Raw genomic sequence first — 22,464 nt, forward strand, 5'->3', positions numbered from 1 at the left:
GGGCACTGCCGTATTTTGCCCACATGGTGGCGACATGGGTTTTCCATCACGGATCGGGACAGTTGCGAAGGCTTGCGCGAAGGCGGCTTCGTCTAGGAAATTCCCGGACCTCGGACTGGAGCGGGCATGATTCGTCTTATCGGCTATTTCTTTGGTATCGGCACGACGCTGGCGCTTATCGTCGCCGCGGGCGTGGCGATATACATCAGCCATCTGTCGAAAGACCTGCCCGACTACGAGGTGCTGGCCAAGTACGAGCCGCCGGTCACGACCCGCATCCATGCTTCCGACGGCTCGCTGATGGCCGAATATGCGCGCGAACGGCGGCTCTATCTGCCGATCCAGGCGGTTCCGGACCGGGTCAAGGCGGCGTTCCTGTCGGCCGAGGACAAGAATTTCTACAACCATCCCGGCATCGACATCACCGGGCTTGGCCGCGCCATCTACGTCAACCTGCAGAATCTTGGTTCGGGCAGGCGCCAGGTCGGCGCCTCGACCATCACCCAGCAGGTGGCGAAGAACTTCCTCTTGTCCTCGGACCAGACCTACGAGCGCAAGATCAAGGAGATGATCCTGGCCTTCCGCATCGAGCAGGCCTATTCGAAGGACCGCATCCTTGAGCTCTACCTCAACGAAATCTTCTTCGGCTTCGGCGCCTATGGCGTTGCGGGCGCGGCACTGACCTATTTCGACAAGTCGGTCAACGAACTCACGGTCGCGGAAGCCGCCTATCTGGCGTCGCTGCCGAAGGGGCCTAACAACTACCATCCCTTCAAGCATGCCGACCGCGCCATCGAGCGCCGCAACTGGGTCATCGACCAGATGGTCGAGAACGGCTACGTGACGCGCGAGGAAGGCGACAAGGCCAAGGCCGAGCCGCTTGGCGTGACGCCGCGCCGCAACGGCTCTTATTTGTTTGCGGGTGAATATTTCACCGAGGAAGTGCGCCGCCAGATCATCTCGCGCTATGGCGAGAACGCGCTCTATGAGGGCGGCCTTTCGGTGCGCACGACGCTCGATCCGAAGATCCAGCTCATCGCCCGCAAGTCGATGCAGAACGGCTTGCTCAAATACGACACGCTGCGCGGCTATCGCGGACCGGTGACGCATATCGATGCTTCCGGCGACTGGGGCGTGGCGCTGGGCAACGTCAAGGGGCTGGAAGACGTGCCGGAATGGTCGCTTGCCGTCGTGCTCGACAGCTCGGCGACCGGCCTTTCCATCGGCCTGCAGCCGACGCGGCAGATTTCGGGCGATATCGTCAAGGAACGCATCGAAGGCGCCGTCAGCAAGGAAGACATGAGCTTTGCCATGCGCCATGTGGTCGATGGCAAGACGGTCAAGGCCAAGTCTCCGGCCGATGTACTGCAGCCCGGCGACGTCATCTTCGTGCAGAAGAACGAAGGGTCGGAAGGCGCCTACACGTTGCGCCAGGTGCCGGAAGTGGAGGGCGGCCTGATCGCCATGGATCCACATACCGGCCGCGTGCTGGCCATGGTCGGCGGCTTCTCCTATGCGCAGTCGGAGTTCAACCGCGCCACGCAGGCGATGCGCCAGCCGGGATCGTCCTTCAAGCCGATCGTCTATTCGGCCGCGCTCGACAATGGCTATACGCCGGCCTCGGTGATCATGGACGGACCGATCACCATCCAGAGCGGCACCACGACCTGGACGCCGAAGAACTATGACGGCACGGTGGCCGGTCCCGCGACCTTGCGCTCCGGTATCGAAAAGTCGCGCAATTTGATGACGGTGCGGCTCGCCAACGACATGGGAATGAAGCTGGTGGTGGAATATGCCGAGCGTTTCGGCGTCTACGACCATCTGGCGCCGTATCTGCCGATGGCGCTGGGTTCCGGCGAGACGACGGTGATGCGCATGGTGTCGGCCTATTCGATCATGGCCAATGGCGGCAAGTCGATCAAACCCTCGCTCATCGACCGCATCCAGGACCGCTACGGCAAGACCGTGTTCAAGCAGGACGAGCGCGGCTGCGAAGGTTGCAATGCGCCCGAATGGAACAACCAGCCCGAACCGGAACTGGTCGACAATTCCGAGCAGGTGCTCGATCCGATGACCGCCTACCAGATCACCTCGATGATGGAAGGCGTCGTCCAGCGCGGTACCGGCGCCACCATCGCCGAGCTTGGCCGCCACATCGCCGGCAAGACCGGAACGACCAATGACGAGAAGGACGCCTGGTTCATCGGCTATACGCCGAACCTCGTCGTCGGCCTTTACATGGGTTACGACACGCCGCGCGGTCTCGGCCATGGCGCCACTGGCGGCGGTCTGGCGGCACCTATCTTCAAGGACTTCATGCGCGTTGCGCTGGACGGCACGCCGAATGTCGACTTCAAGGTGCCGGAAGGCATGAACCTGGTCGCGATCAACCGCAAGACCGGCATGCGTGCCGCGTCGGGCGATCCCGGCACCATCATCGAAGCCTTCAAGCCCGGCACCGGCCCAGCCGACAGCTATTGGGTGATCGGCATGGGCGCCGACGGGTCCAACGGCGCCGGCGGACCGCTATCGCCGCAGGCTACGGAAGCCATCCAGGCACCTGGCGGCGGACTCTACTGACGACCTGATTTTTTACGTCGAATGGGCTGGCTTGTTGAGCCGGCCCATTTCGCTTTACAGGCAGCAATGCCGTGCCTATGTATCGCGCCGACCCAAGCGCCACTTCGAAAACAGGACAGAACAACCAGCCATGCGCGCGGAAACGCAGAATATTGTCGACGAGATCAGGCAGGCGATCACCCTGCTGAGGAGGCATCTTTGACTGGGATCAGGCTATAAAGCGGCTTGAATACCTGAACGTGCGCGCCGAGGATTCCAGCCTCTGGAATGATCCGCTGGAAGCGCAAAAGCTGATGCGCGAGCGCCAGGGCCTCGAAGACGGGATCGCCGGCGTCAAAAGCCTGACTCAGGCGCTGGAAGACAATATCGGCCTGATCGAACTGGGTGAGGAAGAGGGCGACCAGAGCGTGATCGCCGAGGCGGAAGCAGCCCTCCGCTCGATGCAGGGCGAGGCCAAGGCCCGCCAGGTCGAGACGCTGCTGTCGGGCGAGGCCGACGCCAACGACACCTATCTCGAAGTCCATGCCGGCGCCGGCGGCACCGAGAGCCAGGACTGGGCCTCGATGCTTCTGCGCATGTACACGCGCTGGGCCGAGCGTCGCCGTTTCAAGGTCGAAGTGCTGGAAGTCCATGACGGCGAAGAGGCCGGCATCAAGTCCGCCACGCTCCTGATCAAGGGCCACAATGCCTATGGCTGGCTGAAGACCGAGTCGGGCGTTCATCGCCTGGTCCGCATTTCACCCTATGACAGCAATGCGCGCCGCCACACGTCCTTCTCCAGCGTCTGGGTCTACCCGGTCGTCGATGACAGGATCGAGATCGACGTCTCGGAATCCGATGTACGCATCGACACCTACCGCTCATCCGGTTCGGGCGGCCAGCACGTCAACACCACGGACTCGGCGGTTCGCATCACCCATATCGCCACCGGCATCGCGGTTGCCTGCCAAGCCGAACGCTCGCAGCACAAGAACAAGGCGAAGGCCTGGGAAATGCTGCGCTCGCGCCTTTACGAGGAAGAGCTGAAGAAGCGCGAAGCGGTGGCCAATGCCACAGAAGCGTCGAAGAGCGACATCGGCTGGGGTCACCAGATTCGTTCCTATGTGCTGCAGCCCTACCAGTTGGTGAAGGACCTGCGCACCGGCGTCGAGAGCACCAGCCCGTCGAGCGTGCTCGACGGCGACCTCGACGACTTCATGGAAGCCTCGTTGTCGCAGCGCATCGAGGGCGGTGCCGGTGAAGCCGTGGCCGACCTCGACTAGGATATGTTCATATTCAGCTGAGGCCGGCCTGCGAATGGATGATACCTGCGCTTCCGCCACTTTCGACTCGGCTGACTTGAATAAGAACATCCCTTGGCGGGGGAGCGAAGGAGGAACCATGAGTCGCAGGCTCACCGGCAAATGCTTTTGCGGCACGGTTCAGTATGAAGTGGCGGACGAGTTCGTCTATGCCGCGATCTGCCATTGTTCGAACTGCCGGCGCACCACAGGTTCCGCCTTCAAGCCCTTCGCCGGCATCGAGCGCGAGAAACTTGCCCTTGCCGAAGGGCATCACGGGCTCATCCATTTCGGCGATGACAGCGGCCACGATGCGCATTGCAGCCGCTGCGGCTCGTTGCTGTATTCGCTGGTCCGCGACGGCGCCTATGTCCATGTCGCCATGGGCACGCTGGTCGACGATCCGACGATCCGGCCGACCGCGCACATCTTCGTCGGCTCCAAAGCGCCATGGTTCACCATCGCCGACGACTTGCCGCAATATGAAGGGCATGTGATCGCCGGTCCAGGCGAAGTATAGGCTGGAACCACATTCGGCCAATCCCGTTGTTTCGATGCCCGTCTGCCGGGAGTTGAGCCTGGCCTTGGATCTCGTCAGCGGTGGCAGATAGCGGCGTAGATGTGCGGCCTCGCGCAGCAACTTCTTGCGCCAGCCTAGGAATCAGCCCAGCATCCGAGGGCTGGAAGAGAAAAAGCATTTATGGCCGGACGCGGCATATCTGCGACCTGACGATCCGGCCACTGGGAAGACACGTTCCGGGAACGGGCAAGCGAAACGCTTGATGCTCGTTTGAAAGGAACGCTTCCATGTCTGCTGCCACTCTCCGATCGGCCAGAGCCGTTCAACCGGCTGGCCGACTCCTGTTTTCCTTGTTCGTGACCCCGATCTTTGCAATCGCGATGCTTGCTGCGGTGCTGACCGCACCCGCCTTCGCCCATGACGCCAAGCCTACGGCGGCGAAGCCGCAAGGCTGGAGTTATCCCTTCGCCTGCTGCGCAAACTACGACTGCCGCACCACCCATACCGGCGAGGTGCTGGAAAAGCCGGAGGGCTATGTCATCGCCGGAACGGGGGAGGTCGTTCCGATGAGCGACAAGCGGGTCAAGGACTCACCCGACGGCGATTTCCACTGGTGCGCGCACCAGGCCGGCCTCGACGCAGGCAAGACGATCTGCCTGTTCGTGCCACCGCGTTCCTACTGAGTTCTGTTGGCAGTTCTCATCGGAAGGCCGGCCTTGGTGCTGAAGGCGCTTGCGTCAGACGGCAGCAGCGAGTGCTGAGGCGAAGTCGCGATACGGCCGCAGTGGGCGACCCAGAAGTGCCGTCAGGCGCTCGACGTCGCCGGTCTCGGGCAGCATCCCGTCGGTAAAGAAACGCTCGCCCATCAGGCGCATGTCGTAGGCCATCCAGGCGGGCAGGAACTGCTTGAGATTTTGCTCAAAACCCTCCGTATTGTCGCCGCTGTAGCTGATCGGACGGGCGAGTACGTCTGACCAGATTGCGGCAATGTCCGTCCCGGTCAGTGTCTGCGGACCGACGAGGTTGATCCTCTCGAACGCAAGCGGCTCCTTGGACTGTTCGCGACGCAGCAGCTCAAGGGCGGCGATCTCGGCGATATCGCGGGCATCGATCATGGCGAGACCCTTGGGGCCGATCGGCATTGGGTAGGTGCCGTAGCCGGTGATGACGTCTTCGACCGTCAGATCGTTCTGGATGAAGTAGGCCGGGCGCAAGATCGTAGCTTTGAAGTCCATCTGCTCGATCATTCGCTCCACGCCGAACTTGCCCGCGAAATGCGGCACGTTCACATAGACGTCAGCGTGGATCACCGAGAGATAGACGATCCGCTCGATGCCGGCCGATCGGGCGACGTTCAAGGCGATCAAAGCCTGGGTGAATTCGTCCGGCACCACGGCGTTCAAGAGAAACAGCGTGGAAACGCCAGACATGGCTTTGCGCAGCGAATCGACATCGAGAAAGTCGCCTTGCACGACGGATACGCCCGCCGGAAAACTGGCTTTCGACGGATCGCGCACGAGAGCACGCACATCGGCGCCGCGCTTGGCGAGCTGTTCGACGACTTGGCGGCCGATATTGCCGGTGGCGCCGGTAACGAGAATGGTCATGGAATTTCTCCTGTTGGGTTGCTTGACAGCCCCAATATGTGTGGCTCACAAAGAGCCCAGTAGACGGTAATTTTAGACACGTCGTCTCACTGGTGGGACAGTCATGGATCTTTTAGCCCTTGCCGATTTTAACCTCGTGGCCCGCCATGGCGGCTTCGGCAAAGCGGCAAGGTCCACCGGCCGGCCCAAGGCAACGTTGTCCCGGCGCGTTGGCGAATTGGAAAGCAGTCTCGATCTGCGTCTGTTCGAACGGGGTGCGCGTAACCTGAAGCTGACCGAAGAAGGACGGGCGCTCTTCGAGCGGACGGGGGCGTTGCTTGCCGAGCTGGACGAGACGGCATCGGCGATTGCCTCGGGCGGTCAGAGACCCAAGGGCAGATTGCGGATCAGCGCGCCTTTGCATTTTTCGCAGACTGCAATGGGGAGGATCGCTGCGGGATTTGCCCTGAGGTATCCTGAGGTGAGGCTTGAAGTGACCACCGAAGACCGGCATGTCGACATGATCGAGGAAGGCTACGATCTGGTAATCCGGGTCAATCCGGATCCCGATGAAAGCCTGGTCGGACGGGCGTTTCTCCGCGACCGCCTGGTCGTTGTCGCGAGCCCGGACCTTCCTCGCCCGGCCGATGGGCTCGCCGCTCCTGGCATTGCGCGCGGGACAGGCGAGCGGCAAACATGGCAGGTGAAGACACCAGGTGGCCGGGCAACACTTAGTATCGAGCCGGTCCTCGCCTTGTCGACGCTGATCATGGTCCGCGATGCGGTGCGAGCCGGCGTCGGCGCAGGACGGCTTCCCATTTCGTTGGTGGCCCACGACCTGGCTGACGGCACACTGGTGAATTGGGGGGATATTGACGGCCCCGAAATTTCTCTATGGACGCTCTACCCGTCGCGGCGGCTGCTCAGCGCGCGCGTGTCGGCATTCCTGGATTTTCTAAAACAGGCTTTCCCAAACGGGAGGCCGGACGAACTGGCCGCCTATATCGGCAGGTGACGACGATTGGGAGGTGACGACGGGTCCGCTTCAGCCAGAGCGCCGCTCGGCTCGATCGACCGGAGCCTGCTGACAGACAGTTGTCAGGAGCCTTCCTTTATGGTGCCTTGCCGCATGGGTGGCGGGCAACCGAGAGGAAAGCTTTTCATGACCATCAAGGCCAGCTGTCATTGCAAGGCGACGACGTTCGAGGTTTCGCAGGCGCCCGAGACGGTAACACAATGCACCTGCTCGTTCTGCTCCAAGCGCGGTTCGCTGTGGGCTTACTACGTTCCGTCGCAATTCAAGCTCACCAGCTCGCCGGAAAACGTTTCCTTCTATCAATGGGGATCGAAGACCGTCAAACACGGGTTTTGCGCCATTTGCGGCTGCGGCACCTTCACCGAAACGCCGGACTGGTCAACCGGCAAACCGGACTTCGACAATCCCAAGATATCAGTCAATTCGCGGCTGTTCGACGATTTCGACCTCGATAAGGTCGAGGTGGTCGTCATTGACGGCAAGAACCTCTGGTAGGCCAGCACCAGCCACCGAAGCGGAAGAGTGGCGCGAGCGGGGAAAAGCCGCTTTCGCCGCTCGGTTTTTCGCCGCATTTCATGTTACAAGACCGGAGAAGGGCTTATGTGCGCGAGCCGCAAAGGCCGCGCTTTGGAGAGGGACGATTCTATGAAAAAGACTGTGCTCGTCGCCGTTGCGACGGCTGTGCTGGTGAGTGCCTGCACCACGACCGATCCGTACACCGGCGAGCAGAAGGTTTCGAACACCGCAGCCGGCGCCGGCCTTGGCGCCCTGGCGGGTGCGGGCCTCGGCCTGCTTGCCGGCGGCAATGACCGCCGCAACGCGCTGATCGGCGCCGGTATCGGCGCGCTGGCCGGCGGCGCCATCGGCGCGACCATGGACCAGAACGAGGCTGAACTGCGCCGCCAGCTCGAAGGCACCGGCGTCAGCGTCACCCGCACCGGCGACCAGATCATCCTCAACATGCCGTCCGACATTACTTTCAACGTCGACCAGGATGCGGTGAAGCCCGGCTTCTACCAGGTGCTGAACTCGGTTGCGCTGGTGCTGAAGAAGTTCAAGCAGACCACGGTCGACGTGTTCGGCCATACCGATTCGACCGGTGGCGACGAACACAATTTCGATCTGTCGCAGCGCCGCGCATTGGCGGTCGCCAACTATCTCTCAGGCCAAGGTGTCGATTCGCGCCGCTTCGCCGTCACCGGATTCGGCAAGACCCGTCCGATCGCGTCCAATGGAACGGCGGCCGGCCGTGCGCAGAACCGGCGCGTCGAGATCCAGCTTTCGCCGCTGACCTGAATTGTTCGGCATCGAAATGCGAAGGCGGCCCCCGCAAGGGGCCGCTTTCTTTTTGGGCTCCTGTGGTCCGCCAAAAGGTCTAACGCATTAGAGATTTCTAATAATTCCTTTCCGGAGGCCTTGGAAGGGATTAGCATTGGTGCGGTTCCAGAGGGGATGGGGCGATACAAACGGCCGCGCAGTCACTTAGTCGGCCCCGGTCCTGCACGGCCTGATAAGGAAATCTGGGAGGAATGCATGACAAGAACAGCTCGTCTTGGGCGTTGCGGCGTCCTCATTTTGACAGGTCTGGCCTCAGCTTGGTGCGCTGCGGCCACGGCTCGAGCCGAGGACGCCAACAAAGCCGACATCGAAGCTTTGAAGAAATCGCTCGCCAAATATGAGGACTACACGGTCGCCGTCCGCGACCTTTATCTGTCGACTGTCGGGTGTGTCTATTACAGCGGGGACAGGATCGAGGGCGCAATGGACTATCCGAAGGGCGCTATGGGCATCCATTTCGTCAACGTCCCGAGTGTCGGTCAGAAACTCGATCCGATGCGCCCCAATGTGCTGATCTACGAGCCGACCAAGAAAGGCTTGAGATTGGTTGGCGTGGAATGGCTGGTGCCCCTGACGCCAGACACCAAGGAACCTCCAAAACTATTTGGCCAGACCTTCATGGGACCGATGGAAGGGCACTATCCGCTCATTCCGAGGGAGTTCGTCCACTACGACCTTCATGCCTGGCTGTTCAGAGACAATCCGAACGGCATGTTCAGTCCGACCAACCCGAACGTGAAATGCAGCAAGGCAGAGTTTCCGATGCTGGAAAAACCGACCAAGATGATGCCCGGCCCGATGTGACGGACGGGCCAGGATAGGAGGGTGCCAAGAGTGCAAGCTGGCCGGCTGCATTTGAGAGCGCTCGGGATCAGGCTCGGACGACGATCGGCATGAGGGCCGGCGCGCATGAAGGCTGCCCGCATGATGTCGTCGCGGAAGCCGACAATGGCGGCAAAATTGCGCACGCGCCAGCATCGCGCTGGGCGCTAAGGGGCCGTTTTGCCTTAAGAGTCGACCAGACATTCGGCTCAGCCCGCAGCAGCCACTTCGCTGAGGATCGAGCAGATGCGGGAGATTGTTTCATCCGCAAGATCGGTCCAACAGGGTAGCCCCAGTTGAGTCGCTACCAGTATGTCAGTGGTCTGTAGCGGCAGCCTGGGAAAATGTTCGAAGGCTGCGTGCCGATGCAGACCGCCACCCCACCACCGGCGCACACCAACCCCTCCTTTCGCCAGCGCCGTGAGCGCCCGGTCCATCGAACCAGGCCGCAGGCCAATGGTGACGGTGGACGATATCCATTTTTCACCGAACCCCTCCGGCAAGCTCAGCCCGGAAATCGACCCCAGCGAGCGGCTATAGCTTGTGGCAACGCGCTTGTAGGCGGCACGCGTATGTGGCCACAGCTCAAGTGCGGCCAGGCCGACGGCCGCACCATACTCGCTGAGCTTGCCGTTCAGGGCCGGTCTGACCGCCTCGCGCGAATTTGAAAAACCAAAGTTGGCACCCTCCGCGATTTCCTCGATCAGAGAGCCGTCGTCTGACGCGATAAAACAACCTTCGCCGATGCCGAGTGCCTTGGTGGCATGCAGGCTGACGACTGCCGGAACCCGCGATGGCGTCAAGGTGTCGAAGGCTGCGGCTGCGTCAATTACCACGGCAAGACCGGTATCGCTCTTAAACCGATCCCAGTTCGCGACACCAATCGGGCGGCCGAACGGCATGACCGGCATGACCGCTCCGACGCCGCCGGGAGCCTGGCGGAGGAGTTCTGCCGCGCTCTCGGGCAACAGTTGCTGGCTGTCCAGGTCTACGTCGACCAGCCATGGAACGAGCCCTGCGAGGACCGCCGCGTGCGCGCTGGCCGCGAAGGTCCAGGACGGCATCATGCAGAGACTTCCCTTCGCCGGTTTCTGGGCCATCAATGCGAGCGCCAACCCCAGCGTTGCGTTTGCGCCACATACGACATGGCCTGCAGCGGTCCGAGTCTTGAGAGCTTCCTGGAAACGCCGGTTCAACGGACCGTTGTTGCTGTACCAGCGAGTTGCATCGATCTCGTGCAGATAGGGAAGGATGCTGTCGCCTGTCGGCAGTCGCGGGCGCGACACGGGAACATCGGGCGCTGGGCCGGGATCGGCATCCCACAATCCGCCGGCGTTCAAGCTCTACCGCCTGCGGTCTTGTCCAGATAGAGGCCTTCATTTGCGGGTATGGGCCGCAAGGTTTCGGGCCGGCTGGTCCCGATCTCGATCTTACTGCTGGTCCGCGAGATGGTGTAAAAATGCCAGTGATCGGCGCAAAGCAGCACGAAACTGGCGAATGGTATCGCCTCGCGGCCGCAGAGACGCCGGTTGCGGCGCCAATGCCTGACATAGGCGCCGCCCAGCGACATCGCGCTGCGCTTGGCAAGCAAAGCTCTGAAGAGTCGGGCAGCCATCAGGATGGCACCGGCCAATTCCGCAATCCGGGTCACGCCGGAACGCTTCCGGCCGATCAGGGTTGCAAGCGTCGCCCGGCTCTTGCGAAAGCCTGGCGATCCGAAATAGCCATCCACAAGGCGGCTGAAGTAGGCGTCCGGCTCGTAAAGGCGCTGCACCAACCTGTCATAGCCGGCCCTCAGCGCTTCGCGCGTCATCTTCTTCGGGCGGAAGCTGACATAGGGGTCGCTGAGTTCCAGCCGACCCTCCATCTTCAGCCGCCCATAGAGCGGCGTCGTGGGGATCGGGCACAAGATTGCCACAGATGCTTGCGCGATACCGATTTGCTGAATGAACTCGAACTGCTCATCGAAGATCGCCTCATCGTCGCTATCGAAACCGACGATGAAACCCGCCTGAATCACCAGCCCGCTGTCGCGGATGCGCTGCAATTTGTCGATCATGCTGTCGCCACGAACGTTCTGGATCTTCCTCGTTTCCATCAGCGACTTGGCGCGGGGCGACTCGATGCCGACAAAGACTTGGCGGAAATTGGCCAGACGCATCAGATCGAGCATTTCCGCGTCGTCACCCAGATTGATGCTGGCTTCTGTCGAAAAGGCCAATGGATAGCCGTTTACCTTTTGCCAATCGATCAGGCCTCTCAGGAGTTCCTTGGCCTTGACCTTGTTACCGATGAAATTGTCGTCGACCAGAAAACAGGTACGGAAGCCCGCCTTCACGATCGCATCGAACTCGCGAATCATTTGCGCCGGCGACTTCAGGCGTGGCCGGCGACCGAAGATGGTAATGATGTCGCAGAATTCACAAAGGAACGGGCATCCTCGCGAGAACTGTAGAGACGCTACCACGTAGCTTCCAGATTTCAGCAGGTCATATCGAGGCGTGGGGACGGTCTCCATATCGGTTTTCGCGTCCTGCTCGTAGCGCTTCTGGACAGGCTCTCCGCGAGCGAAAGCCGTCAGGAAGCGAGGCCACGTTTCCTCGGCTTCGCCGATGAAGCGCACGTCGCAGCGGTCGACAAACTCCGCCTCCGACACCGAGACATAGGGACCGCCCGCGGCGACGGTAATCGGTAGATCGCGCAGTCTCTCGAGGATTTCAAACATGCGGTCGCGCTGCACGATCATGCCGGTCACGCCGACGATGTCGAAGGCCCCGAGCCGCTCGAAATCCAGGTCCTCGACATTCTCATCGAGCAGGACGACATCACAATGATCCGGAGCAAGCGCCGCAAGGGCGGGCAGGGAACCTGTCGCTATCCAGCTGCCTTTTTTGCCAGGCAGAACGGGAAGCACCTCGTCCCGGCTCCAGACGGAAGGGCGGAACCGCGGATTGATGAGGCAAACCCGAAGCTTGCGCGGCAAAGGCATATTCGAAGTGTGCATCGAGTATAAGCCTGTGAGTGAGCGATTCAGTGACATGATGTTTCGCGCAGATTATAGAGTGATATACAAGCCAGCCGACGCCTTCTATTGCCAATTAGACGAGGTATTCCAATTGCCCGACAGTGGTCCATACGACGCGCTGGTCGCCCACTACGAGGCGTGTCTTGCACGTCATGGCGATACGCCCCAGGGAGTCGACTGGCCGGATGCCGGGGGGGCAGCGACACGTTACCGCATAATGGCCGAGGCGATGCGTGAGCGCGACCGGGTCGATGTGCTGGACTTCGGCTGCGGCGCCGGCCATTTCCTCGACTATTTGCGCCAATCCGACGATCGCAAACTGCGATATCGGGGGCTCGATCTGTCCGCACGGTTCATTGACCTGTGCCGGCGCAAATATCCCGGCGTGACCTTTGACTGTATGGACGTGATGCAGAATGAGGTGGTTGTGCCCGAGGCCGACTACATCATCATGAACGGGGTCTTCACGGAGCGTTGTGGCGTCCCCTACGAGACGATGTTCGACACCATGACCCGGTTGATCGCAAGGGTGTTCCCGCATGCCCGCAAGGGAATGGCCTTCAACCTGATGTCGAAGCACGTCGACTGGGAACGCGAGGACCTTTTTCACGTGCCTTATGATCGGATAAGCCACTTCGTCGTCGGTCAATTGTCGCGTCATCACCTCATTCGCGCCGACTACGGGCTCTACGAGTACACGGTTTACGTCTACAAGGCTGCCGCGTAGCCGACGATCCGCGGATTTCCGGCTTGCGGGTCAAGAATATATGGGCATAGGCGCGGGGGCGGCATGGCGGACGTGGTTATTTTTGGGATGGGCCAGATCGCCGAGGTCGCGTGGGCCTACCTCGACAGGTTCGGAGAGGATCGCGTCGTCGGTTTTACTGTCGACGAAGACTTCCTCACACAAACCGAGTTCAAAGGTCTTCCCGTGGTCGCCTGGGAAAAGCTTGAGGACCGATTCCCGCCTGAAACCGTCAAGCTGCTTGGTCCGCTCAGCTACCAGAACCTCAACGAGTTCCGCCGTGATCGGCATAAGCAGGGCCGGGCGCGCGGGTACAGCTTCACGCGCTTCATCCACCCCTCTACGCACAATATGGCGGACACGGTTGGTGAAAACTGCTTCATTCTCGAGAATTGCACGCTGCAGCCGTTTGTCCGCCTCGGCGAAGGCATCATGATGTGGAGCGGTAGCCATGTCGGTCATCACTCCATCGTCGAGGATTTCTGCTTCGTCTCGTCGCAGGTGGGGCTGGCGAGCGGTGTCCATATCGGCACGTGCAGCCTGATCGGCGGCCAGGTCGGCATCGACAACGGCATCACCATCGGTGCCGGAAGCTATATCGAGTCCCGTTGCATGATCCGGCGCGATGTGCCCGCCAACAGTGTAGTGCGTCATCCCTCGGACTTTCCGAAGCCCTATTCCAGCGCCCGTATCAAGTCGATGAAGTTCCGCTGATGCCTGGCCGTCAGAGGAAATGGACCCGGCAGGGGTTGCTGGTGCCCATAAAGGCCGGGCACGGGTGGTGGGGCAGCTACGCGCAGGTTCCGACGGTCCTCGCCCTTTCGCCTCGGCTTTGGCGCATCTATTTCGCCGGGCGCAATAGCGCCAACCGGTCATCTATCCTGGCCGTTGATGTCGACCCGCAAGACGGCATGCGTGTGTTGGGTGAGTATTTCGACCCGATCATGGAGCCGGGCCTGCCAGGCACTTTCGATTGCTCGGGGCTGGGGCCCTCCTGCGCGGTGATGATCGGTGGGCGCGTGCATCTGTATTATTCGGGCATCTACCCACGTAGCGATGTCAGCTTTCAGATCGCCATCGGGCTCGCCACCAGCGATGATGGGCTGAATTTCGAGAGAGCATTTGCGGGGCCGGTCCGCAGTATCGGTCCGGCAGATCCCTATTTCGTGTCAACGCCCTTCGTTGGTGCGATCAAGGGCGGCTATCGCATGTGGTATGCGAGCGGCACCGGTTGGGTGGAGACCAGAGGTGTCCGGGAGCCTGACTATGTGCTCCGCAGCTGTGTTTCGCCAGACGGAATTCTGTGGGAAACAGGCTCGGTCCCGGTCCTAGGTGACGACCTCGGGGACGGGAACAGCCAGACGCGTCCCTGGGTCACGCATGAGGCTGGCGGTATACGGCTGTGGTACAGCCGCCGCGGGCGGGACTTTCGCGATGGTGGCAATGAAGCCTACCGCCTTTTTTCCCGCCTGATAGATGTCCGGGATGGCATGGCTGGCGAGGCGGAACCTGTGATCTTCAGCAATCCGCCGGCGGCCGGCGACTTCGACAGTTGGATGCAGGCCTATTGTTGCGTCATGCGACGCGCTTCCGGTGAAGTGATGTTCTACAACGGCAACGGGTTCGGCGAGGCCGGCATCGGCTGGGCGACTCGCGATTTGACATGACGGGGACCGGCATGACTTTCGAATTTCGCATCCCGATCCTGCCGGAGCCGGAATTTTTCTCAAACGTCAAGCTGGCAGCTTTGTCGTTGGCCAAGCTCGGCGGCGTCTATGCGGCCGCCCCCATTGTGGTCTCTGTTGGCGGGCATGCCGACATCGACGAACTCCATGCCGCCAACACCTGGTCCTCGGCCTTACCGGTAACGTGGCGCCCCGTGCCGCGTGCTATCAGCGACCGGGGTTTCTCCTCGGGCTTTGACCGCTATGCCGAGGCGCCGCGCGGCGATGTCATCATCCTCGCCGATGCCGACGCCTGCCTGATGCGGCCGATCGACGAGCTTTTGCAACGCATGCGCGACGCTGATCGGCCGAGTGTTGCCGGCCTACCGGCGCATTTCTCGCCATTTTCGAGAGATGGCTCGGAAAACAACGCTGCATGGCGTCGGCTTCTTGAGACGCTCGGCTTTGCAGATACGCCTCTCAACTGGCGATATTCCGAGTCGTCGGATGGCGCCTTCGGCGGGTGCCCCGCCTACATCAACTATGGCTTCGTCGTCTTCAACAAAAGCGCTTTCAGCGCCATTCAGCCACTGATCCGCCCGCTTACCGCGCGCGTACTGGATTATTTGAAGGATCAGCCCTCGATCTTCTTTTCCGGCCAGATCGCGCTGTCGCTGGCCATCCTGACGGTCGGGGCCGATGCGTTGCCTCTCGGGCCGGAATACAATTGTCCAAACTCCGACGAGATGCTGGCGCACGGGCTGCGCGACCCGGCGGATATCCGGGTGCTGCATTATCTTCGCCGCGAGCAGTTCGATCGCCACAGCTTCCTGTGCAACCGCGACGAATTCGACGCCTTCTGTGGCAAGTCGTTCGCATCGCCGGTCCTTCAAGCGTTCCAGCAGCACGTTCGAAGCTTGCCTCATTGCTTCTATGGCGAAGGCAAGACGCAGTGACGGGCAAGCTCACCATTGCTGTCATGCAGCCATATTTCTTCCCGCATGCGGGCTATTTTCGCCTGATGGCTGCGAGCGACGTCTTCGTTGTTTTCGACGATGTCCAGTTCCCGCGCCGGGGACGGGTGCATCGTTGCGAAATGACACCGGGCCGCTGGCTGACATTGCCGCTCGCGCCTATGCCGTTCAATACACAGATAAAGCATCTGCGCTGGGCGGACGGCGCCCGAACCGCTCTGGACAAGCGCCTGGCCGCTTTCGGCCTGCCGGGCCAGGCGACAACGCCGGCCGCGGAGCGGATCAGCCGCCATCTGACCGGGTCGCTTGGCGACGTGACAAGCTTTCTCGAGAACGGTCTTCGGCTCGTCGCCGACGCGCTCGAACTCAAAGCAAACATCTTGCGCAGTTCCAGCCTCGGCGTTGATCCCGCCTTGCGAGGGCAAGCGCGCATTATCGGCATCGTTCGAGCGCTCGGCGGACAGCGCTACATCAACGCTGCCGGTGGGCGCCACCTTTATGCCACCGAGAACTTCCAGCAGGCGGGCATCGATCTGCAGTTTCTCGTGCCCTACGCAGGGAGGTTCCCCCACATCCTGCCTGCCTTTTTTGGCAATAACCTCGCCGACCTTCGCGACGATGTTCGAAACACGTGCCAATGGGGGCCGTGAGCAATTGCCGATCACTTGGCAGCTATTTTAGGACTGCGACGATCAGACCTTGGCGACGATCTTCATGAAGGCCGGCATGTCGTCGCCGAAGCCGACGGTGCCGTCATTGTCTTCACCGCGGTTGTTGCCGCGGGCAGGGCGGCTGTTGCTGGCGCGCTGCGGCCTTGTGTCGCCGCGTTCCGGGGCGCGGTTCTCGTTGTTGCGATCGGAGACCTTGCGGTCGCTGTTTTCGGAGCGGATCGCTTCCTTGCGCTGATGCCGTTCGCCGATGTCGGCGACCGCGGCCTCGGCTACCACCGGCTGTTCCTCGCGCGCGGCATCTGCCGCCGGCGCGTCGTCACTGCGCTTGGCATGGCGTTCGCGCGGCTTGCGCTCGCCACCGTCCTTGCGATCATGGGGCTTGCGGTCCTCGTCCTTGCGGCCGGCGCGGCGCGGAGCGCCACGGCCACGGCGGGGCGCTTCGTCCTCGCCGCCTTCGCTGGCGACCACGGTCGACAGGTCGCCGTCATGCCACTCGATCTTGTTGCCGATCAGCCGCTCGATGGCGTCGATGTATTTGGTGTCGGACTTGGTGGCGATGGTGAAGGATTTGCCCGAGCGTCCGGCGCGGCCGGTGCGGCCGATGCGGTGGACATAGTCTTCGGCGTGGATCGGCACGTCGTAGTTGAAGACGTGGCTGACGTCGGGAATGTCGAGGCCGCGCGCGGCGACGTCGGACGCCACGAGATAGCGCAATTTGCCATCGCGGAAATTGGCCAGCATCTGCATGCGGGCGCGCTGGTCCATGTCGCCATGCAGGGCGCCAGCGTCGAAGTCATACTTCAACAGCGAGCGGAACAGCTCCGCTACCTCGACCTTGCGGTTGCAGAAAATGATAGCGTTCTTCAGCTCGGCGTCTTCGGCCTTTATCAGATTGCGTAGCGTCTCGCGCTTGTCCCACGGCTTGGAGCCGGACTTGACCAGGCGCTGGATGATGTTGGTGGCAGCGGATGCCGCCTTGGACACCTCGACGCGCACCGGCGCATGCAGGAATTTCTCGGTGAGCTTGGTGATCTCCGGCGGCATGGTCGCTGAGAAGAACAGCGTCTGCCTGGTGAACGGGATCATCTCGCAGATGCGCTCGATGTCGGGGATGAAGCCCATGTCCAGCATGCGGTCGGCCTCGTCGATGACGAGGATCTCGACGCCGTTGAGCAACAGCTTGCCGCGCTCGCGGTGATCGAGCAGACGGCCGGGCGTGGCGATCAGCACGTCGGCGCCGCGCTCCAGCTTCTTGTCCTGCTCGTCGAAGGAGACGCCGCCGATCAGCAGCGCGATGTTGAGCTTGTGGTTCTTGCCGTATCTGATGAAATTCTCTTCGACCTGCGCGGCGAGCTCGCGCGTCGGCTCGAGGATCAGCGTGCGCGGCATGCGGGCACGGGCCCTGCCTTTTTCGAGGCGGGTCAGCATCGGCAGCACGAAGGAAGCCGTCTTGCCGGTGCCGGTCTGTGCTATGCCCAGAATATCCTTGCCGAGCAAGGCATGCGGGATGGCGCCAGCCTGGATCGGCGTCGGCACGGTGTAGCCCGCATCGGTGACTGCGGAAAGGACCTTGGGCGACAGGCCGAGGTCTGAAAAGGTCAACGCTTCTAGAGCGGTCGTGGTGTCTGAGGACAAGAGTTGCTGTCTTTGGCTGGTTCGGGGAAGCGCAACGGCATCCGTCGCGGCAAGCACAGCGTGCCTGCAAGATTGGTATTGCGATTAGGCGCAAGCCCGCGATTTGTCAACAGAAACGGGGCGGGATTGGCACGATTGTGAAAACGTAAGCTTAATCGCGATGCTTAATTAGGTAGTCACTCTTTGCGCCGGCTCAATAGCGAAACTGCTCGGCGAGAATGCGTTCGTTCCACGAATGGTTGGGATCAAACAGCAGCGTTGCCGTCGCAGTCGGCGATTCGCGGACCGTTACGGAAGCCACCGCCTTGACCTCGGTGTGGTCGGCGGCGGTGTTCACCGGGCGCTTTTCCGACTCCAGAATATCGAAGCGTACGGTCGCCTTGTTTGACAACAAGGCACCCCGCCAACGGCGCGGCCGGAACGGGCTGACCGGGGTCAGCGCGAGCAACGGCGCATCCAGCGGCAGGATCGGCCCGTGCGCCGAAAGATTGTACGCGGTGGAGCCGGCCGGCGTCGCGATCATCACGCCGTCGCAGTTCAGTTCCTCGATTCGTACCTGCTCATCGACGGTGATGCGGATCTTTGCCGTCTGGTAGGACTGACGCCACAGCGCCACCTCGTTGATGGCGAGTGCCGAAACCGTCTCGCCCTCATGCGTCAACGCCAGCATTTCCAGCGGGCGGATCGTTTCGGCGACCGCGGCCGCGATGCGCTCGGTGAGGCCCCCGACGCGGTACTCGTTCATCAGGAAGCCGATGGTGCCACGGTTCATGCCGTAGACCTTCTTTCCCGTGCTCATGGTGTCGCGCAAGGTCTGCAGCAGGAAGCCGTCGCCACCCAGCGCCACCACCACCTGGGCGTCGTCGAAGGATGCCTGGCCATAGCGGGCCGACAGGCTCTCCATCGCCGCCCTGGCATCGGCAGTGTCGGAGGAGACGAAGGCGAGATTGGCTTTGCTCATGACATTCCGATGGCGGTCGGCCGATGGCGGTCGGCGGCGGTTGCGTGGGGTAGCATGGGCAAGCGCATCTGCAAAGGGAGGCATCGTCCGGCGCAGTTGCGACCGCGGCGAAACGAAATCGGCGGCTCGCGCTTCATGTCGCCGGAACGGCGAATGTGATGGTTAAGAGCGAGCTTAAACACTCGTAAAGCCTGATCGATCATGTTAGCCGACAGAGGATGGGTGGCTGGGGGGCTAGCCAGTCGAGACCTGTCTATTGCCGGTGACACGCCTGATTATCGTCTTCCTTGTGATGGGAAGTTTCGCCCTTCTCTTTGCGGAGCTTGTGCGGCAGTCCGAAGACATGAGCTCCAGGCCGATGGCCTCACGCTGCGGCGGCGCCGGCGTGCCATGCCCCCAAAACGCGTTGTAGGCTGAAGCCAATCTGCCAACGACGATCCGTCGCCTACTGCGCGACAATCCTCAGGTTGGCGCTGCCTTAGAATGTGTAGGCGAGATAGGTCGGATCGCCGGTCTGGTAGAATTCTCTGCGGACATCCTGCAGGATCTCGGCCAGATAGACCGGCCCGTCCTTGATCCGCGTGCTGATGCCGCCATAGAATCGGTCGAGAAGGCCGCTGCCGCACGGTCGGTCAGTGGCCACATGCCGCCGATGAAGCCGGAAGCGCCGCCCGCCAGCACCGCCGGACCCCAGCCCTGCACGAAGCCGCCGAGCATCTGCGAACGGCCGGTGTCGCAGGCGTTGAAAAAGTAGAACGGATTGCCCTTGCCATGCGCGGCCGCGACCAGCGCGGCCCATGTATCGGGGTCGAGCGACTGGTCGACGAGATCGATGGCAAAGACCGGCCGGCCGCTGTTCGGCTGGTTGACCTCGCCATGACCGGAGAAATGAATGAAACCGGTCGAGACTTCGCCGACCAGTTTTTCGAAGGAGATGAAATCGCCATCGAAGCGGCGGTAGCCGGCGAGCTTGCTCAGCGCCGCGATCTCGTCCTGTTGGAAGCGCAGCGACTGCTTGTCGACATAGGAGGGCGCGACAGCCGCGACGCCGGTGAAGGTCATGCGGTCGAGCGGGTTGTCGACCTGTGAGGCACTGCTGCGCGGAGCCCAGCGTGCCAGCCGGTAGCCCATGCCGAGAAAACCGTCGGCTATAGCGCCGTCGACGCTGCGCGGACGGATCAATTCCCAGGGCAGTGTCGGGCTGTTCGAGGTGATCTGGATCGAATGCAGCTCGCCTTTGCCGCGCAGCGACCAGAACACGTCCTTGAACGCTTTCGGCACATAGTCGCGGTAGAGCGCATCGCCAAAACCTTCGGCGGCCAGCGTGACAAAGCGCTTTTGCGCGCCCGGATCGCTGCTTGCGGCAGGCTGCTGCAGCGAAACCGCGCCGCGCAAGCTCAGGCCGAGCTGCAGCAGGCGGCGGTATTCGGAGTCCAGCCACGCCGCCATCTCAGGTGGCGTCGAGAACGTATCGGTCACCGGACCGGCCAGATGCGGCGAATGGATGATGATCTGCCCCGAACCCAGCCCGCTCGGATCGTCATAGAGGATGGTCACGTCGAGATCGGGAACGTCATCGCCGCCCGCGCCACCAAGCGTGACATCGCCTGTCACCGCCGGTTGCGGCGGTGTAGCGGCCAGCATCAGCATGGCAGGTGCTGCGGAGCGTTCGGCTGTGGCGCTCGGAGCGGCTGCATCGACAGGCGCTGTGCGACGGATGACAACGGACCGCGACGCCGATCCGAGGAACCTCCCGGCGCTGTAGATGCGTGCGATGAACTGGGACGGCTTGCTTTCCTTGGCGATCGGCCGCGCCTTGACGCCGAAGCGGACGAAGTCGCTGTCGCCCTGGCGGTAGAGCGTCGTCCGCCGGCTCCATTTGCCGCCGTCGGTGAGATCGAAGCCGGAGGCGAACAGATCGATGTCGATCGGCCATTGCTCGGCTCCTGCCGGCATCGCCATGGCCAGGGCGCCATCTTCCGTCACCGACGAGCCCGGCGCTGCCTTCACCTTCACTTCGGGCGTGAATTGCTCTTCGGTAAGGGCGATCGAAACGGTCACCGTCTCGCCGGCGACAATCTCATCCGGCGCATCGATGGTTGGATGGCGCACCACCTCGACAGCGCCCGTCTCGGGTTGTGGAAGGGCGCCGCCGGAAGGAGGGCTTTGCGCCTGGTCGATGGGCGGCGGCGCTGGTTTCGGTGGCGCCTGCGCCTCCGGCGGACTTTCGGCGCCGGTCGCGGGTGGCGGGGCCGATGTCATGCCGTCCTCAGGGGGGATCCCTGCCTTATCGGGGGGCGGTTCGGCGCCGGTGGCTCCGCCATCCTGCGGATAGGTCCCGCCGAGATTGTTCTGGGCAGCGGCCGCAGCTGCGTCTTCAAGACGTTGCTTTTCCTCTTCGTATCGTTGCCGAGCCTGCTCTTCCTGCAATTGGCGCTGCTGTTCCTGGCGTTTGTATTCCTCGTAGAGCGCCGCCTCCTTGGCGCTGTCGCCCATCGCGGCATCGGGACTGCCGGAGCCCGGTGCAACGTCCATGGGGTAGGGCTCCTGACCGCTGTCATCGGCGTGGTCGCTGCCGTCAGGCTCCCAACCCCCACTCCCGGAGATGTAGCCGCCGCTCGCCATCGCCGGCGGTGCCGGTTCCGGCACAAGCGGCAGCGCCGGTGCCGCGCCGGCCACCTGGTCCGGCGTCAGCACAAAGGCAGCGTCTGCCGAGCGGCCATATGCCATCCATGGCCACTGGGCGCCTGACGTTTTGTCGATAGTGGTTTGCCTGACCGAGGCGAGGATGATGGCTATGTCCGCGCCGCGCTTGACCAGCGCAGCGGTGAGCGCATCGGCAAATACGGTGACGGGGCGGGCTTCGTCCAGTGCAACGGTTCCGGGTTTGGCCGACAGGGCGACGATGGCGTGGGTGAGGGGATCGACCGCCGCCAGACCCTGCATCACGCCGGAAGTAGGGTTGTGGCCATCGCCGGGAATGTCGAGCAGAACCACCTTCAATGTCGGGGTTGCCTCGAGCGCCTGCATGAACAGATCGAGGGGCAATGCCATCTGGTCGACCGTTTCCTTTGAATCGATCCGGGTGCCGCGCGTCAGTAAATAGTTCCTGCCGTTGGCCTGCGCGGTGTGGCCGACATAGTAGAAGATGCCGACGGAGTCCGGATTGGCCAGGGATTGGGCGAAATCATGCATGGCGCGCGCGACATCGGCGCGGTCGCCATCCGACACCTGCCGGACGGTGAAGCCAAGCGATCGTAGTGTCGCTGCAACGAGTTCGGCACTGAGGTCGGCGTTGGCGATTGCCGGTGAGCCCTCAGAGGCCGGATTGGCAACAACCAGCGCTATCCGCTCTTCGCCGCGCGCAGCGGAGAAGAGCGCCATGGTCATCAGCAGCACGACCGCCAGAAAAAGGCGCATGACCGTGATCCAAGCCCTGCAGGCTGCGGCGCTCACGCCACGGCTTGCCCCAATTCATCAATGGCCCAACCTTGACCATATCATGTCGGCTTCGCCGGCGCACTGCCGGTGCCGATGATGCAGTTGTGTCCCTAAAAGATATTGACTGTATGTTTAGTAATTAATACCGTTGCCCGAGATACCGAGTTGGTCAGCCGGCATTCG

19 protein-coding genes are annotated in these 22,464 nt (G+C 62.1%); 13 read left to right on the forward strand and 6 right to left on the reverse strand.

Annotated elements, in window-relative coordinates:
• Nucleotides 1-126: 126 nt before the first annotated feature.
• The 4 genes from NKI46_RS08260 (at nt 127) to NKI46_RS08275 (ending at nt 5,066) form a co-directional block, all read left to right on the forward strand.
• On the forward strand, nt 127-2,583 hold the full coding sequence (locus NKI46_RS08260) for a penicillin-binding protein 1A (RefSeq protein WP_023738931.1): 2,457 nt from the start codon (nt 127-129) through the stop codon (nt 2,581-2,583).
• Between the two features lie 130 nt (nt 2,584-2,713).
• A protein-coding gene (prfB, locus tag NKI46_RS08265) for a peptide chain release factor 2 (protein WP_155922402.1) occupies nt 2,714-3,845 on the forward strand; the annotation gives its coding sequence in 2 pieces (ribosomal slippage) (nt 2,714-2,779 and nt 2,781-3,845; 1,131 coding nt in all).
• A 118-nt stretch (nt 3,846-3,963) separates the two neighbouring features.
• Nucleotides 3,964-4,383: a GFA family protein gene (locus NKI46_RS08270; RefSeq protein WP_023738930.1), complete on the forward strand. Its 420-nt coding sequence runs from the start codon at nt 3,964-3,966 to the stop codon at nt 4,381-4,383.
• A 287-nt stretch (nt 4,384-4,670) separates the two neighbouring features.
• The gene (locus tag NKI46_RS08275; RefSeq protein WP_023667474.1) at nt 4,671-5,066 is read left to right on the forward strand and encodes a hypothetical protein; all 396 of its coding nucleotides are present in this window, start codon (nt 4,671-4,673) and stop codon (nt 5,064-5,066) included.
• A gap of 54 nt (nt 5,067-5,120) precedes the next feature.
• Here the strand turns inward: NKI46_RS08275 and NKI46_RS08280 are convergent, their stop codons facing one another.
• Nucleotides 5,121-5,990 (reverse strand): NmrA/HSCARG family protein, encoded by an 870-nt coding sequence (locus NKI46_RS08280; RefSeq protein ID WP_352459057.1) that lies wholly within the window; start codon nt 5,988-5,990, stop codon nt 5,121-5,123.
• 103 nt (nt 5,991-6,093) lie between these two features.
• Here NKI46_RS08280 and NKI46_RS08285 point away from each other — a divergent pair, with 103 nt between their 5' ends.
• The 4 genes from NKI46_RS08285 (at nt 6,094) to NKI46_RS08300 (ending at nt 9,147) form a co-directional block, all read left to right on the forward strand.
• Nucleotides 6,094-6,984: a LysR family transcriptional regulator gene (locus NKI46_RS08285; RefSeq protein ID WP_352745709.1), complete on the forward strand. Its 891-nt coding sequence runs from the start codon at nt 6,094-6,096 to the stop codon at nt 6,982-6,984.
• A gap of 147 nt (nt 6,985-7,131) precedes the next feature.
• Nucleotides 7,132-7,500 (forward strand): GFA family protein, encoded by a 369-nt coding sequence (locus NKI46_RS08290; protein WP_023667471.1) that lies wholly within the window; start codon nt 7,132-7,134, stop codon nt 7,498-7,500.
• Nucleotides 7,501-7,650: 150 nt separating this feature from the next.
• Nucleotides 7,651-8,301, forward strand: coding sequence for a YiaD family glycine zipper/OmpA-like lipoprotein (locus NKI46_RS08295; protein ID WP_023667470.1), 651 nt, complete (start codon nt 7,651-7,653; stop codon nt 8,299-8,301).
• Nucleotides 8,302-8,538: 237 nt separating this feature from the next.
• Nucleotides 8,539-9,147, forward strand: a complete 609-nt coding sequence (locus tag NKI46_RS08300; RefSeq protein WP_023702468.1) for a hypothetical protein — start codon at nt 8,539-8,541, stop codon at nt 9,145-9,147.
• 227 nt (nt 9,148-9,374) lie between these two features.
• On the opposite strand, the gene NKI46_RS08305 is transcribed toward NKI46_RS08300, so the two are convergent.
• A complete protein-coding gene (locus tag NKI46_RS08305) occupies nt 9,375-10,505 on the reverse strand; it encodes a DegT/DnrJ/EryC1/StrS family aminotransferase (RefSeq protein ID WP_352745711.1) in 1,131 nt (376 codons plus the stop codon).
• On the reverse strand, nt 10,502-12,148 hold the full coding sequence (locus NKI46_RS08310) for a B12-binding domain-containing radical SAM protein (protein WP_352745714.1): 1,647 nt from the start codon (nt 12,146-12,148) through the stop codon (nt 10,502-10,504). Before NKI46_RS08310 ends, NKI46_RS08305 begins: the two co-directional genes overlap by 4 nt.
• A gap of 79 nt (nt 12,149-12,227) precedes the next feature.
• Between NKI46_RS08310 and NKI46_RS08315 the strand changes: the two genes are divergently transcribed.
• The 5 genes from NKI46_RS08315 (at nt 12,228) to NKI46_RS08335 (ending at nt 16,223) form a co-directional block, all read left to right on the forward strand.
• Nucleotides 12,228-12,917 (forward strand): class I SAM-dependent methyltransferase, encoded by a 690-nt coding sequence (locus tag NKI46_RS08315; RefSeq protein ID WP_198021318.1) that lies wholly within the window; start codon nt 12,228-12,230, stop codon nt 12,915-12,917.
• A 63-nt stretch (nt 12,918-12,980) separates the two neighbouring features.
• A complete protein-coding gene (locus NKI46_RS08320) occupies nt 12,981-13,649 on the forward strand; it encodes an acetyltransferase (RefSeq protein WP_023738924.1) in 669 nt (222 codons plus the stop codon).
• A gap of 41 nt (nt 13,650-13,690) precedes the next feature.
• Nucleotides 13,691-14,602: a hypothetical protein gene (locus tag NKI46_RS08325; protein ID WP_156942337.1), complete on the forward strand. Its 912-nt coding sequence runs from the start codon at nt 13,691-13,693 to the stop codon at nt 14,600-14,602.
• A gap of 11 nt (nt 14,603-14,613) precedes the next feature.
• A complete protein-coding gene (locus NKI46_RS08330) occupies nt 14,614-15,555 on the forward strand; it encodes a C2H2-type zinc finger protein (RefSeq protein WP_156929763.1) in 942 nt (313 codons plus the stop codon).
• Nucleotides 15,552-16,223, forward strand: coding sequence for a WbqC family protein (locus NKI46_RS08335; RefSeq protein WP_023738921.1), 672 nt, complete (start codon nt 15,552-15,554; stop codon nt 16,221-16,223). The genes NKI46_RS08330 and NKI46_RS08335 overlap by 4 nt, the downstream gene beginning before the upstream one ends.
• A gap of 42 nt (nt 16,224-16,265) precedes the next feature.
• Here the strand turns inward: NKI46_RS08335 and NKI46_RS08340 are convergent, their stop codons facing one another.
• From NKI46_RS08340 to NKI46_RS08350, 3 genes are all read right to left on the reverse strand, one after another.
• Nucleotides 16,266-17,879 carry a DEAD/DEAH box helicase gene (locus NKI46_RS08340; protein ID WP_031203971.1) on the reverse strand — a complete coding sequence of 538 codons (1,614 nt, stop codon included), beginning with the start codon at nt 17,877-17,879 and terminating at the stop codon, nt 16,266-16,268.
• Nucleotides 17,880-18,072: 193 nt separating this feature from the next.
• Nucleotides 18,073-18,840, reverse strand: coding sequence for an NAD kinase (locus NKI46_RS08345; RefSeq protein WP_352653808.1), 768 nt, complete (start codon nt 18,838-18,840; stop codon nt 18,073-18,075).
• A 462-nt stretch (nt 18,841-19,302) separates the two neighbouring features.
• Nucleotides 19,303-22,260 (reverse strand): caspase family protein, encoded by a 2,958-nt coding sequence (locus NKI46_RS08350; protein WP_352653810.1) that lies wholly within the window; start codon nt 22,258-22,260, stop codon nt 19,303-19,305.
• Nucleotides 22,261-22,464 lie beyond the last annotated feature (204 nt).

The organism is Mesorhizobium sp. M0615, from assembly GCF_040320805.1.
Lineage (GTDB): Bacteria > Pseudomonadota > Alphaproteobacteria > Rhizobiales > Rhizobiaceae > Mesorhizobium.

Bases quoted from the DNA above. Each gene is read 5' to 3' on its own strand.
- NKI46_RS08260 (WP_023738931.1), top strand. From the start codon at position 127: ATGATTCGTCTTATCGGCTATTTCTTTGGTATCGGCACGACGCTGGCG.
- NKI46_RS08300 (WP_023702468.1), top strand. From the start codon at position 8,539: ATGACAAGAACAGCTCGTCTTGGGCGTTGCGGCGTCCTCATTTTGACA.
- NKI46_RS08270 (WP_023738930.1), top strand. From the start codon at position 3,964: ATGAGTCGCAGGCTCACCGGCAAATGCTTTTGCGGCACGGTTCAGTAT.
- NKI46_RS08275 (WP_023667474.1), top strand. From the start codon at position 4,671: ATGTCTGCTGCCACTCTCCGATCGGCCAGAGCCGTTCAACCGGCTGGC.
- NKI46_RS08330 (WP_156929763.1), top strand. From the start codon at position 14,614: ATGACTTTCGAATTTCGCATCCCGATCCTGCCGGAGCCGGAATTTTTC.
- NKI46_RS08295 (WP_023667470.1), top strand. From the start codon at position 7,651: ATGAAAAAGACTGTGCTCGTCGCCGTTGCGACGGCTGTGCTGGTGAGT.
- NKI46_RS08280 (WP_352459057.1), bottom strand. From the start codon at position 5,990: ATGACCATTCTCGTTACCGGCGCCACCGGCAATATCGGCCGCCAAGTC.
- NKI46_RS08345 (WP_352653808.1), bottom strand. From the start codon at position 18,840: ATGAGCAAAGCCAATCTCGCCTTCGTCTCCTCCGACACTGCCGATGCC.
- NKI46_RS08350 (WP_352653810.1), bottom strand. From the start codon at position 22,260: ATGCGCCTTTTTCTGGCGGTCGTGCTGCTGATGACCATGGCGCTCTTC.
- NKI46_RS08290 (WP_023667471.1), top strand. From the start codon at position 7,132: ATGACCATCAAGGCCAGCTGTCATTGCAAGGCGACGACGTTCGAGGTT.
- NKI46_RS08320 (WP_023738924.1), top strand. From the start codon at position 12,981: ATGGCGGACGTGGTTATTTTTGGGATGGGCCAGATCGCCGAGGTCGCG.
- NKI46_RS08285 (WP_352745709.1), top strand. From the start codon at position 6,094: ATGGATCTTTTAGCCCTTGCCGATTTTAACCTCGTGGCCCGCCATGGC.